The following is a 16,000-nucleotide window of genomic DNA, read 5'->3' as shown; positions in this document are numbered from 1 at the left end:
AGCCGAAGGAGCCCCGGAGATCCCCTGTTCATTCTCAGGAGTCTCCGGAATGCTCACAGCTTGCCAATGATATCCGAGATATCATCAAGTTCATCCAACGTGAGGTCTGCATCGCTAAAGTCGCTGGGTGTAAATTCCTCGGCTTCACGAGTCAGGCAGTGCACTATCAATCTCTCCAGATTCGAGCCATAGCGGGCTACTTGCTCCATAGCCTCTCTCTCATCCATTCTTGAAGGATCATAGCGAAGGATCAGTTGGAATTTCCCCTGATCGACTACACAGTTCCACTCTTCAAAATGGGACATTCGGTTAAGTGGACTGATCAATTCCCCCATAGGCATGGGTGACATGGCGAACGACTCGCCTTGTGTATCTCCTCCAAATTGCCCCAGATAATTAAAGACAATGCCGGGATCACACGGTGACTCCTTCACATTCAACTCGGAAGTCAGATATTTCAGGATTGAATACCCGGTTCCCTTGCCAGGAATGCCACGAAGCATTTCTTTCGTATGACGCAGCGCTTCACCAAGTTCTTCATGAGTTGTACGGAGAAGCACAGGATAGATCGTGGTAAACCAGCCTACAGTCCTTATGGTGTCCACATGGTCCAGTATGCCTTCTCTCCCGTGTCCTTCAAGATCGATAACAATGTCTTTTGCATACGTCATGGAGAGGGCCGTCAACAGAATATCCATAACTTCGGTGTGATACGCACGATGAACTTCAGTCAATAGCTGTCGCGTTCTGTAAGGTTCCAGTTCCAAAGTCACTGTTTTGCTATGCTTGAGCAAACCAGGTTTATCGTGATGATCGCGAAGTTGTAGTGCTTTCTGATTTAGCTTGTCCCAGTATGCTTGTTGACGCTTCATCTCTTCCGCTGTGGCTACATTCTGAAGTTCACGACTCCAGAAGGCATAAGAATCCGTCTTCTCGGGCAACTTCACCGTCTTGTCCCCCATGAGAATAGCCTGATACATGCAGTGGAAATCTTCCAGCAGAATTCGCCACGATACACCGTCAATAATAAGGTGATGCATAGCAATAAGCAGATGGTCACCTTCAGGTGTTCTGAACACACCAAGCTGAATTAAGTCATGCCCCAGGTTCACCCTGGATTGAATCGCTGTCGCAAGACGTTCAAGGTGGGCATGATCCCCGTCAGCTTCCACTTCATGTATTTCCATAGGGAAATCCTTATCCTTGTCTATTCGGGAAACACGCTGTACCACACCATCCGGCTGGATATCGAATCGGATACGTAGCGCATCGTGGTGCTCACAAAGTTTATGGAACACCTCATTTACCGTGTCCGTATCCCACCCTTCTCGGTTGAATAACATCATGGATTGATTCCAATGATTCATGTTGCTGTACCTCTGTGCAAAGAACCATTGTTGAATTGGAGTGAGAGGGATGTCTCCTTCAATGATGTCTCGTTGCTCTTTCCTCGTTTCCATAGGTTCCAATAACTCGGCACACTCCGCGATTGTCGGATACAACATCAAATGCTTGACCTGTAGTCTGAGGTGATGACGAGTAAGTCTTGAAGCAATCTGTATGGATTTGATGGAATCCCCTCCGAGGACAAAGTAGTTGTCGTCGATTCCCACACGTTCCACACCCAGTACTTCTGACCAGACTTGGGCCAATATTTGTTCTTCTTGAGTTACCGGTGGACGATAATCCCCTTTTATGATGTTCAGATCCGGTGCCGGGAGAGCTCCTCGATCCAGCTTGCCGTTACGCGTTACCGGGAGCTTGGCAATCGATACAAAATACGACGGCACCATGTATTCGGGCAAACTCTGCTGAACATACTTTCTGAGCTCTTGTTCTTGGAATCCTTCCGATGAAACGATATAAGCACACAGATAATGTCCTGTATTGTCCTGACGAGGAACAACGACCGCTTCCTGTACGTCAGAATGCTGTATCAGCCTAGACTCAATCTCTCCCGGTTCAATTCGGTGTCCGCGAATTTTGACCTGATGATCGATCCGTGTAAGAAATTCTATACAGCCATTAGACATCCAGCGGACTCTGTCCCCTGTCCGGTACATTCGTTGCCCGGGACAAAATGGATCTTCCATGAACCTGTTCAGCGTCAGATCCGGATCTCCTACGTATCTCTCTGCTACACCCTCACCGGAAATATATAGTTCACCTGCTACACCGACAGGTAAAAGATGGCCTTGCGCATTGAGAATATAGGCTTTCGTATTATGAATGGGTCTTCCAATAGGAACCGAACCGTGACCTGCCAGATTGCGTCCGACATTATATGTCGTTGCAAAAACGGTTGTTTCGGTCGGACCATACCCATTCGCGATCCGATCATCTCCCAGATATTGATGGGCTTGCATGACATGAGATTTGGAAAGAGCCTCTCCTCCGACGAATAATCGATGCACATGTTGCAAACAGGTTACATCATGATCGACCAGCGCATTAAACAGTACACTAGTTACAAAGGCAGATGTGATCCGCTGCCCCTTCATAATTGAGGAAAGCTTGTTGATATCCAACATGTCCTCTCTGCTGATCAGTACAAGCGTTGCCCCGTTCAATAATGCACCGAAGATCTCATAAGTTGATCCGTCAAAGGCATAGTTGGAGAGCTGTAACATACGATCCTGTTCATCGATATGGATAAATCCATTATTCACCGCTGTCTTAATGACATTTCGGTGTGTAGTGACCACACCTTTCGGTAATCCGGTCGATCCTGAAGTATACATAATGTACGCTGGCATGGTCGCTTCATCCGGTAATGTCGTTGGTTTACCATCGTATTGAACAGATAATCTGTCCTTCTCTAATAGAGTTCGACTGGACTCTTCCAATGGAACCACGAACCCTTTGAACCCAGGGAGAGGTCTATCCGATGGAGCAACGAGCATTCTTGCATTACAGTGTTCCAGCATGTAGATCATTCTCTCTTGTGGATAGGATGGATCCAGCGGAACATACACGCCTCCTGCTCGCAAGATTCCCAAGATCGACACAATCATGTCAATCGAACGGTCTGCCAACAAGCCGACAGCTTCTCCACGGCGTAAGCCGCTCTGTTCAAGATAGCTGGCAAGCTGACAAGCCTTCTGGTGAAGCTCCTGATAGGTTAGCGTCTCCCCATAAAAGTGCAACGCCGTATGATGGGGACGAAGCGATGCTTGGGTTTCAAACAGTTGGCTAATCGTACGATCACGCGGATACTCTGCGTAAGTGTCGTTGAACTGTCCCAGGATCTCCTGCTCTTCCGAAGGAGTGATCAGCCTGATCTCGTCCAGTAATATGTCCGGAGAGGTGGACATTTGTCTTAACACATGCTCATAATGAAGCGCCATATTTTCCATCTGAGAATGTTCGTAAAGGTCTGTCGCATATTCTATGGTCAGTTTAAGAGATTCCTGATTCTCGTGAACTACCCAAGTCATATCGAATTTAGAAGTGTTACTCGTCCAATCCAGAGGTTCAATATGCAACTCTTGCAGTTCTACCGTCCGGGGCTTGGCATCCTGTAGAACAAACATGGTGTCAAATAACGGATTACGCTCTGGGTCTCTTGCGATTTGCAGCTTCTCAATAAGTTCATCCAATGGGTACTCTCCATGTTCATAAGCCAGCAACGTGTCCCTGCGCACATGACCGATCCACTCGTGAATCTGGAGATCACCACACAATTCTTGTCTCAGCGCCAACGTGTTAACGAACATGCCTGCAACGGAAGATATATCCTTATGAGTCCTTCCCGCAAATGGAATGCCCACAACAATATCTTTTTCCCCCGTGTACTTGGACAGAAGAATGTTATACGCTGCCAACATCACCATAAAGAGTGTTGCATCTGTCTGTTGTGCTAACTGTTTCACTGCGCTACTCAGCTGAGGACTCAGTTCAAACGTATGGGAAGAACCTGTGAATTGTCGCCGGCTTGGGCGACGACCCTCTGTGAGGATGTCCAATACGGTGATGTCTTTCTCGTACCGCTTAAGCCAGTAATCTTCACTCGTCAGGTAGGCCGACTTGCTCTTCTGTTCACTCATCCACACTGTGTAATCCCTATATTGAACTGTCATCTCATCAAGAGGATGTCCCTGATAGAGTTGAATAAAATCCTGATACAGAATTCCGGTCGTCACTCCGTCCGAAACAATGTGATGCATGTCCAAGACCAACACATATTCTATGTCTGAAAGTACACATAACCCTGCTCTCATAAGCGGTGCACATCCCAGATCGAAGGGCTGGACAAATGTGCCAATATACCGAGCCAGCTGTTCATTCCTCTCAAGACCTGCAAGCGTTTCAGGTTCAGTTATAAGTTCCAGTTTCCAATGCATGTCCTTCAGGTCATGAATGTGCTGTCGCAGCTCACCATCAACCATTCTGAAGGAGGTTCTTAGTGATTCATGCCGATGAATAAGTCCTTTCAGCGCAAGCTCCAGACGGATCACATCGGGTTTCCCGTTCATCCTCAGTACCATGGGCATATTGTAACTTGTCCCGGTATCCTCAAACTGTTCCACCAGATATAATCTCTTCTGTGCCGACGACACGGGATAATCGTCTTGTTCTTTGGCACGTGGGATACGAGTATGATTCTGCTTATCCCCTTGGTCAATCAAGGAGGCCATCTGTTGCAGCGTTGGAGCATTAAATAAATCCGGCATGCTTAATTTGATGGCCCATTTCTCCTGAAGCTTCGCTAAGAGAACCATTGCTTTTAGTGAATGCCCGCCCATTTCGAAGAAATGATCATGCAAGCCCGCTTGGGTGAGATCCAGAACTTCAGTCCATAATTGTGCCATTTCCTTCTCCGTATGTGTTGAAGGAGCCACATAATTTGAAGACAGTCTAGCAAGGTCAGGTTTAGGCAGAGCTTTTCGGTCCAGCTTCCCGTTTCGTGTAAGCGGTAAGGATGAGAGCTCGATGAATATGGATGGAATCATATACTCAGGAAGTGTTTCTTTTAAGATTCTTCTCCAGTTCTCAGCTTGATGCTCGTTCTTCGTTTCATTTCGGGCAAGTACACTTGCAGGGTCAATTACAACATACGCCGCCAACATGGAATGCCCTTGGTCATCACGAAGTGCGGTAACTACAGTTTCGTTGACCTCTTTTAGAGCAAGGATGTGATCCTCGATCTCTGCCAGCTCAATCCGATTTCCACGGATTTTCACTTGCTGATCCAATCTACCCAAATATTCAATGGTGCCATCCTTTAACCATCTTACGAGGTCTCCTGTACGATAGACCCTATCTTCCCCTTCCATGTGCCAGGCCAGAAATCTCTCTTCTGTCAGCTCCGGTTGTCCCAAATATCCAGCAGCCAGACCCTCGCCTCCGATGTACAATTCTCCAGGAACTCCCACAGGTTGGAGCTTGCCCCATGTATTCAATACATAGAGCCTTGTATTATGAATGGCTCGGCCAATGGGAACACGCCCGGTTTCCCTTACTCTCTCATCAATGGAATACGTTGCTGCAAAAACGGTCGTCTCGGTCGGGCCATAACCATTTACAATCCGATGTTCTCCCAGTACATCCAACGCTTTAATCACATGATTCACCGAGGCAGCTTCTCCGCCAATAAACAGTTTCCTCATACTACGCAGGCTGTGTACGTCATAATCAACTACCGTATTGAACAGGGAAGTTGTCATGAAAAGGCTCGTGATCCTCTCTTGTCTCAAAGTGCGTGTAAGATACGACACATCATGAACATGTTGATTAGGCATAAGCACGAGCGTTGCGCCATTAAGAAGTGCTCCAAAAATTTCATATGTGGCGCCATCAAATGCATAATTGGACAACTGTAACATTCGATCCTCTTGCCCAATTTCAACAAATCCGTTATTGATACAGGTTTTCACTACATTGCGATGACTCGTTACCACACCTTTGGGCATTCCGGTAGATCCCGAGGTATACATGACATAGACAGGCTGCTCTGCTGAATAGGAGATTGGTGTCTGTATCGAACTACCCTCTGCATAAACTTGTGGTTCGAGCAGGGGGATAATTGTTCCCGTGTAGGAATCAAGGGTCTGATACTGCTCCATGATGAGCCACTGTGCTCCACTGTCCCGTAAAATGTATGTTAGTCGGTCTTCAGGGAATTTGGGATCGAGAGGGACATACGTTCCTCCTGCTTTTAATATCGCCAGGATGGCAATGATCATCTCCGGTTTACGATGTGTTAATAGTCCGACATAGTCACCAGGCTTAATTCCACGTCGCTTGAGTAATGTCGTCATCCGGTTTACGCGTTCGTTCAGTTGTCCATAAGTCACACTCTCTGTACCGTACAGGAGTGCCTCGTGTTCTGGTTGTTCTGATACCATGGATTCAAATGCATCCGTAACAGTCCAGTCTCTTGGATATTCAGCATCGGTTTTATTAAGCTCTCTAAAATACTTTTTTTCTAGCGGGGTAAGCAGCTCCAGCTCCCGCAATTTCTTATCCATGCTATTCAATAGTTGTTCCAGCAAATAAATATAATGACGAGTCATTTGTTCGACGGTAACCCGGTCCCATAAATCTGAACTGTATTCAACCTCAGCCACGAGTTCATCCCCATCTTCATGCCACACCCAGGACATATCGAATTTGGCCTGCTGTCCATGCCAGTCCAACTTGCGAACAGATATATCTTGAAGTGTTTTGACGGGAAGCGTCATATCCTGCAGTACAAACAGTGTGTCAAATAAGGGGTTTCGGTTCGGCTGAAAAGAAAAATGAAGTTTGTCTAATAGATCACTGAGAGAATACATACCATGTTCATGTACTGCCAGCATATATTTTTTGACATGCTGGATATATTCACCAACCGTCAGATCAGCAAATGCATTAAGCTTCAAAGGCAGCGTGTTTACAAACATCCCCACAGTGGGCTCCACATCTATATGTTCTCGTCCGGCAATCGGTGCCCCTATGGTGATGTCCTCATCACCCGTATATTTAGACAACATCAGGCCATACACCGATAAAAGAAGGATGAATGGAGTAGCCCCGTAACCGGCAGCTGCTCTTTTCAATTCCTGTACCTTCTTACTTGGCAAACCAAATGTATAGGATGCCCCCCGGTACGATCTGATGGCAGGACGTGCACGATCCATTGGAAGTTCTGCGGAACTCTCAAATTCCGAGTACTGATCCAACCAGAACTGCTGTGCTTCCTCGTAGGTACGGCTCGTCTGCTGTTTCTGCTTCCACATCACATAATCCTTGTATTGAACACGTATCGGATCAAGTGCCCGTACCTGATAAAGATCAAACAGTTCATCATATATCAGATGAGTAGATACTCCGTCAGACACAATGTGATGTGTATCCAGCGCCAGTACATACCGTTCCCTATCGAATTCAATTACACTTGCCCTGATCAGCGGTGCTTCTGCCAAATCAAACGGCTTAACAAAAGTGGACATCACGCCAGACATTGGATCTGTTTCAGTTCCATCAGATTCCTGGATCGAGGATTCCAATGAATCCATAGTCCACCTTTCAAGCTTCCACTCCACTTCATCTATCGAATGAATGCGTTGAATTAATTCGCTATGTTCCATATTGAATGATGTCCGCAGGGCTTCATGACGTGCGATGACCCGTCTAAAACATGCTTCCAGACGAGCCGTGTCTAATGCTCCTGAGATTTCAAATAACATCGGCATGTTATAACTTGTTCCACTGTTTTCATACTGCTGGGCATAATAGATCTGTTTCTGAACTGATGTAACAGGATATGACTGCATCACCGGAGCCGGCTCAATGGCTCTATACTGATTCCGAGCGGCCTTCTGAATCCATCCAGCCATGTCCCGAAGAATTGGGGCCTGGAATACATCCAGCAAGGTAAGTCTGACATCAAGTTCCTGGTGAATCTTGCCTACTAGTAACATGGCTTTCAGAGAGTGTCCGCCCAATTCAAAGAAATGATCCTGTATTCCTATCTTCTTAATGTCTAGAACGCTTTCCCATATCTCAATCAAGCTCTGTTGGACCGGATTCTCTGCCGGAACATATTGCTGCCCTCGTACAATTGTCGGCTTCGGAAGCTTCTTCCGATCAATCTTTCCATTCGGAGTAAGCGGTATCTCATTCAAAATGGAAAAGACGGTTGGGACCATATACTCCGGCATTTGTTGCTTGAGTTCCTGCTTCCACATCGTTACCAGTTCTTGAAAGGACTGCTTGGCTTCTCCATCCTGAAGTAAAGTGTACGCACATAGATAGGAGTGACCCTGATCGTCACGATCCGCCATCACAATCACTTCATGGATACCTGGCAGCATACGCAGGCGCCCCTCTACTTCCCCCAGTTCGATCCGATTGCCACGAATCTTCACTTGATGGTCTATTCGATCAATGAATTCCAGATTTCCATCCGGCAGCCATTTAACCAGATCTCCAGTCCGATATAGACGTTCTCCCGGAATAAATGGGCTAGCTATAAATTTGTCACGGGTGAGCTCCGGTTGTCCCAAATATCCTTGGGCAAGTCCTTGTCCACCTATATGCAACTCGCCGGGAATACCAACAGGCAATTGCTTGCCTTCATGGTTCAGCACATACACTTTTGTGTTATTCGTTGGCTGACCAATTGGAATGTATTCACCAGAAACGATGGAGTAAAATGTGGCAAATACCGTCGTCTCTGTTGGGCCGTATACATGTACAAGTCTATGCTTGCCAAGCAGATCAACGGCCTTTTTGACATGTGTCCCGGATACTTTCTCACCGCCAAATAGAATTTTCCTAGTCCCGTTCAGGCACGACGGATCCAGATCTACCAATGTGTTAAATAGTGCCGTTGTCATGAAAGCGATCGTGATATGTTGTTCGCGAATGGCCTTGGCGAGAGCACTCCCATCCAGCACCTCTTCGCGTTTCAACAGAACAAGTTCAGCACCGTGTAACAGGGCACCATAGATGTCGAAAGTCGATCCGTCAAAAGCATAATTAGATATCTGCAGCAGGCGGTCCTCAGGGGTGATATCCACGTAACCATTATGAATTACCGTCTTGATCACATTGCGGTGTGTCGTAATTACCCCCTTTGGGGTGCCGGTGGAACCAGAGGTGTACATGACATATAAGGGATCTTCCGGTCCAAGAGACTCGGCATATGCGCTGTTATTCACATTATTTCGTGTGAAAACCGGATTCTGATTGCATTCGTGTGCCCAGACATTTTCATTAAAAATCAGAGCTTCACCTTCATAGTTGGGTATCTGATCAGGATGGTCTGCAATCAACCACCTTGCCCCGCTATCCATCAACATGAATGTCTTCCTGTCCGCTGGAAAGCTTGGATCAATAGGGACGTACGCCCCCCCGCTCTTGACAATGGCGAGCATTGCAACAATGACCTCAATGGAGCGGTCCATGATGAGCCCGACACGTTGCCCAGGCTGAACGCCCTGTGAAATAAGGTATCGTGCAAGACGATTCACGCGATCATTTAACTCCTGATACGTAACACGGTACCCGTCCATCACGACAGCCTGATTCGCGCTACCGAGCTCAACCTGCTGCTCAAACAGCTCAGCCACGGAAACATTTTGAGGATAATCCGCATCGCTGTTATTCCATTCATCTATCTGTGCAATGTCAGATTCGGTTACAAGCTCCAGTTCCCCAATTTTCAGTTCCGGGAAAGCCACAATCTGCTGCAGCAAATGTACATAATGTTGTAACATCCGTTTTACGGTATGTGACTCCCACAGATCCGTTCGATATTCAACCGATAACGTCATATCATCTTCGGAATATGTGCAGACCCATGTCATGTCAAATTTTGATGCATGATGATCCCACTCTGCATACTCGACCTCAAGTCCCGGTATATGCATCTGTGCTGTTGCTGAATCCTGCAGCATAAACATCGTGTCGAACAATGGATGTCGACTTGAATCAAACGGCAGTGATAAGCGATCTATCAGGTCTTCCAGTGGATATCGACCGTATTGATAGGCTGCCAGCGTAATTTCTCTCATCTTCTCCAGATATACACTTACCGACAGTTCTGCCTTGGGTTCACTTCGAAGTGCCAGCGTGTTGGCGAACATGCCTACCATTTGTTCATGCTGGATGGTATCTCTGCTTGTAAAAGGAGTGCCCACTATAACATCTTCTGCAGCTGAATACTTGGACAACAGAATCTGATAGGATGCCATCATAAGCATAAATAAGGTCTGTTGATTGGTCATTGCCGCATCTTTTAATTGACTCACAAGAGCAGGTTCTAACGTTAAGTTCACACGACTTCCCTCAAAACGGCGGATCGGCGAGCGCAGATGATCTGTTGGTATTTCAAGAACAGGGACTTCGATTTTGTACAGGGACAACCAGTACTCCTGACTTTTGTTGTATGCCTCTTGCTGAAGATATCTCTCCTGTTCCCAGACAGCATAATCCTTGTACTGCACACTCAGGTCCGAGAGGTACTGCCCCTGATACAACCGAACCCAGTCGGATATCAGAATCTCTATCGATCGTCCATCCGAAATAATATGATGCAGGTCCAGCAGTAGCACATGACACTCCTCATTAATCCGAAGTAAACCTCTTCGGAACAAAGGAGCTTCTCCCAGATCAAATGGCTGGATGAATTGTTCAGCAAACGACTGGATAGCCAATTCCTCCGTATCTGCTAATGAAGCTTTTTGGAGGCGTAACGGTTCAAAAGATATCTGATCAGGTCCGTGAATACGTTGCCGCAGTTCACCATGGTATAACTCGAATGAAGTTCTCAATGCCTCATGTCTCTGAATCAGCATCTGCATTGATCTCTCCAAGGCATTCACATCCAGCTTGCCATTTAACCGAAGCAGGAAAGGCATATTGTAGCTTACGCCTGCATTTTCCATTTGCTGAACAATGTACATCCGTTGTTGGATAGAAGACGCCGGGTACGTGTCCCTGTAGGGTACGGGCACAAGTTCTTCTCCAGGGTGGTCTGTCGAACGTGCTGCCATGATCCACATGGCCATCTCCCGAATCGTAGGCATGATAAATACATCCTGTAGTGAAACCTTTACGCCGGTTTCCTTCTGCACTCTGGCCACAAGCATCATAGCTTTAAGTGAATGCCCTCCAATTTCGAAGAAATGCTCCTCTACTCCGACGCTCTGTATATCCAGAATCTCTTCCCAGATACGTGCTAATTTCTCTTCAAACACATTAGCTGGAGCAACGAAATGGTTGGTCTGTCTTCTCGTGGGCTTGGGAAGCGCCTTCCGGTCGAGCTTACCGTTCAGTGTCATGGGGAAGGCTTCCAGTGTAACGAACGTATTGGGAACCATATATTCAGGCAGGGTCTGCCTCAGCTCTTTTTTCCAATCCAACACAGGAGTTTTGTTATCACTTGGGACGATATACGCGCATAAATAGGTATGTCCCTGCTCATCCTTCTCTGTCATGACCACAGCGTCCTGAATCGATTCAATCCTGGATAGCCTGCTCTCAATCTCGCCAAGTTCAATCCGGTTTCCACGAATCTTCACTTGCTGATCCAATCTTCCCATGTACTCGAGGTTTCCATCCGGCAGCCAGCGAACGAGGTCGCCTGTTCTGTACATTCTTTCTCCAGCAGAACCGATGACAAAACGTTCTTCGGTTAACTCAGCCTGATGCAGGTAACCTTGCGCAAGTCCATCTCCGGAAATATACAACTCGCCAGGTACTCCAACAGGTTGAAGTTGTCCTTTTCGATTCATTACATGAGTCTGGGTATTGTGAACAGGTCTTCCGATGGGAACTGTGCTATAATCCAGCAAACGTTGATTGACCAGATAAGTCGCTGCAAAAACGGTCGTTTCCGTCGGACCATATCCGTTAGCAATCCGGTCATTCCCCAGAACCTGCAGAGCCTTCTCCACATGCTTTTTGGATCCAGCCTCTCCGCCAAAGAAAAGCCTTCTCACATGTTTCAAACATTGAACATCCCATTCAACAACAGCATTGAACAGTACAGCAGTCATAAAAGCCGAAGTGATTCGTTCACGCTCCAGCGTATCAGCAAGCTCCGACACGTTGAGGACGGTTTCCTTGGGAATCAGCACCAGCGTAGCTCCGTTGAGTAAAGCACCGAATATTTCATATGTTGAACCATCAAATGCATAGTTGGAGAGTTGCAACATCCGGTCCGTTTCATGAATATCCATAAAACCGTTATTGATTACGGTCTTCACAATGTTACGATGTGTCGTTTGTACACCCTTCGGTTTACCTGTAGACCCCGATGTATACATGATATAGGCCACATCTTCAGCGGATCTGTGGCATTTCGTAAACATGTCCACAGCTTGCCGCTCGCCGTCACTCTGCAACTGTTCTTGCTTGAACAGATTGATCTGCTTGCCTTCATAGCCGCTGATGAACAGATCCTTCTCAGCAATAAGTACAGCCACATCACTATCTGCAAGTATGGTACGAATTCGCTCAGTCGGGAACTCCGGATCCAGCGGAATATAGGTGCATCCTGCTTTCAAAATAGCGAAAATGGCCGTTATCATTTCTATGGACCGCCTTGAAATAAGTCCAATATTCTGTCCAGGTTCAACACCAGATTCGAGCAACTGAATTGCAAACTGATCAACTCGCACACCGAATTCACGGTATGATAACTGCTCCTCCCCCATGACAATTGCGGTTCGCTCAGATTGGTGTATGACCTGCTGCTCGAGCAGTTCTACAACGGTTGCCTCATAAGGGTATTCGGCTGTTGTGTCATTGTAAGTTTCGAGTAACGCGTGTTCTTCCTCCGTGATAATATCGGCTGTATCGATCTTCTGTTCAGGTTTGGCAATCAAGCAACCAAGAACCTTCAGATATACGTCAAGCAGCCGATCTGTGAATGCTGTTGGATAAGATGACACCATCTTGACGGACAACTCACCGAGAGTTACTGAAATACTAAAATCAAGGAGAGTGTTTGTTTTCTCATAGCTGTAAGACTTAAATTCAAACATTCCTTTTTCCACAGACTCATACACATGAAAATCAATATAGTTAAAGGCGATATCAAATAGCGGATTTTCTCGGCTGCTTTGCTCCCCAATTGCATTTAGAATCTGAACAAGGGACAACCGGCCATACTTTTTGAGTGCGGCTTGTTTATGATATACATTTTGAGTAATGTCCCCCCAGTTCACCAGAGAGTCAAATTGCATGCGCATAGGAACGGTATTTAGAAAACAGCCCAATATGCGTGCTCCATCCTCATGGACAGGACGTCCATTCTCGACTAGCCCGATCAGGATATCATCCTCATAGGACAACATATATAATGAAGTGACGAATGCAGACAGACACAAGGATTTAACCGTAACACGCTGATTACGTGCCGCTTCTTTTAACTGGGTGTACAGTTCCGATGGAAGGAGAGTCACTGTTGAGTTGGCTACTGAATTGCCATGATGAATCTCGGACTGTTCCGGGAATGCATATTTTCGATAATCCGCCAGTTCTTCACGCCAATACTCCATAATGGACGAATTTCTAGATTGGGCCATCTGATCTATAACATAATCTTTGTAGCTCGTTTTTAACGGATCAGGCACTGACTTCCCCTCCTTTGAGAGCACCGTACAAATTCAGTAATTCCGACATAAAGACGGCAACGCTCCATCCATCCAGAATGGCATGATGAAAGATCCACCCCACATATGACTCCTCCTGGGAGGTGAAAATCACCAGACGCCAGAGCGGAGCTTGCTGGATATCAAATGGCCGCTTCCGGTCAAGCTCCATATAATTCCGAATTTCCTGTTCTATCGATTCGCTATCCAGACTGTCCAGTAGAACCTCCTGAATATCAAAATGTATACGTTCACAACTATATTGGACAGGTACGGGAAAATCGGAAATATTGAAACCAGTACGCAGAATGGGATGCCTGATTATGAGTTCATTCATGACTGTTTGAAGATTCAGCGCCTGAATTCGATGCTCATGAATCTGATATATAAACTGATCGTGATATACACCCAGACCTTCATTTTTCATGTAATGGAACACCATTCCCTGCTGAATATCGCTCATGGGATACACGTCTTCCACATTGGAGGGTAACAAGGCTCGTAATGTCGGGTTCGCCAGCCACTCTGTACGCATCTGTAATAACTCCATCTCTATCTCGTTCCGGACGTTATCGGGTGCATGAAGGGAAGCACGATGTCTAGCCAGTTCGCGAATCGTTGGATAATCGTACATATCAGCAATTTGGATATGAAGTCCAAGCTCTCTGTTCATTCGGCTGATCAGTTCAATTACACGAATGGAGTCCCCGCCAAGCTCAAAGTAATTACACTCTACCCCCATATTGCGGTTATCCAACATCTCCTGCCAAATGTTCAGCATCTGCCATTCCAGTTCATGGCTTGGCATAACCAAATCGGTAACATCCATTGGAGTCACACTGTCGCTAGGAGCGGGAAGTGCTCTGATATCCACTTTGTTGCTCAGTGTCATTGGCAAAGCCTTCATTTGAATATAATGAGCAGGCAGCATATACTGCGGCAGATGTTGAGACAGCCTTGTTCGTAAATCTTTGCTCTGCTGAAGTCGTTCAGAGACATAATATGCACAGAGAACACTCTCTCCTGTGTCACCTTCTCTCACCGTTACGACTGCTTGCTGTATCCCATCTATCTCCAAAAGTCTGGATTCGATCTCACCAAGCTCGATTCGGAAACCTCTGATCTTCACTTGATGATCGATCCTTCCCAAATATTCAAGTTCACCGTTCATCTGCCAGCGGGCGAGATCTCCAGTTCGATATAACCGCTGCGAGGGTGCAAAGGGATGGGGAACAAACCGTTCGGCGGTCAGTTCTTCCCGGTTCAGATATCCCCTAGCCAAACCTTCACCGCCAACATAAATCTCCCCTTCCACACCGATCGGAACCAATTCCCGCTGTTCATCCAGAATGTAAATTTGAAGCGTAGGAATGGGTTTCCCAATGTTGCTTGTTTTGCCTTGGATATCATCCCATTCCATTTCCTTATATGTCACATGTACCGTTGTTTCCGTAATTCCATACATATTAATTAATTGGGTTTCAGGATATTTCTTCTTCCATTCCAGTAGTTGTATAGGTTGAAGAGCTTCTCCACCGAAGATTACCTTTCGAACAGCCAGCGGTGTATCTAAGTCTGACTGTACTTCCAATTTAGCCATTCGGTAAAAGGCAGTCGGAGTTTGGTTTAAAATAGTGACCTGTTCCTTCTGTAGTAATGATAAGAATTGTGCTGGCTCTCTTGTCACATTTAGAGGAACTATAATCAATCTGGCACCATACAATAACGCCCCATACATCTCCCATACCGAAAAATCAAAACAGAATGAATGGAACAGTGTCCACACATCTTCTTTGGTGAAGTCAAACAAGTTTCGGTCATTAAAAAGCAGCCTAACAACATTGGAATGTTCAATCATGACCCCTTTTGGTTTGCCCGTTGATCCTGATGTGTAGATGATGTATGCCAAATCCGATGGTCGATTCACTTGTTCCGGATTTGTTGCATAGTTGCCCTCTTTCCCATCGTCATCCAGCAGGTCTGGAACAATGGCCTTAATCGACATTTCTTCAGGCAGATACTCCTGCTCTTCCGTAATACAGAATTGCGCTTTGCTATCTTCAAGCATGTATTGAATACGTTCCTTCGGGTACTCGGGATCAATCGGCATATAAGCTCCACCAGCCTTAAGTACGGCAAGAATGCTGATAACCATTCCGGGTGAACGTGAAAACAAAATGCCTACAACCTGATTTGGTTTCACGCCTTGCTGTCGAAGATATAACGCCAAGCGGTTGGCCTCACTATTTAATGATGCATACGTCATCTCCGTATGTTCATAACGCAAGGCAACTCGTTCACTAGATCGTTTCGCCTGTTCCTCAATCAAACTAATCAGTGTTGCTTCTCGCGGGTATGTGGTCTTCGTATCATTGAATTGCTCCAGTAGTATACGCCTCTCGGTATCAGGCAAT

At 46.3% G+C, this 16,000-nt stretch carries 2 protein-coding genes; both read right to left on the bottom strand.

The window, feature by feature from the left end:
• Window positions 1–53: 53 nt before the first annotated feature.
• Window positions 54–13,568 (bottom strand): non-ribosomal peptide synthetase, encoded by a 13,515-nt coding sequence (locus PAEAM_RS07855; RefSeq protein WP_133120420.1) that lies wholly within the window; start codon window positions 13,566–13,568, stop codon window positions 54–56.
• The gene (locus PAEAM_RS32465) at window positions 13,561–15,999 is read right to left on the bottom strand and encodes a non-ribosomal peptide synthetase (protein ID WP_165789858.1); all 2,439 of its coding nucleotides are present in this window, start codon (window positions 15,997–15,999) and stop codon (window positions 13,561–13,563) included. Before PAEAM_RS32465 ends, PAEAM_RS07855 begins: the two co-directional genes overlap by 8 nt.
• Window position 16,000 lies beyond the last annotated feature (1 nt).

The organism is Paenibacillus sp. GM1FR (assembly GCF_002803315.1).
GTDB classification, from domain to species: Bacteria; Bacillota; Bacilli; order Paenibacillales; family Paenibacillaceae; genus Paenibacillus; species Paenibacillus amylolyticus.
The sequence above is the reverse complement of the archived record's forward strand: the minus strand, read 5'-3'. Positions and strand labels throughout refer to the sequence as shown.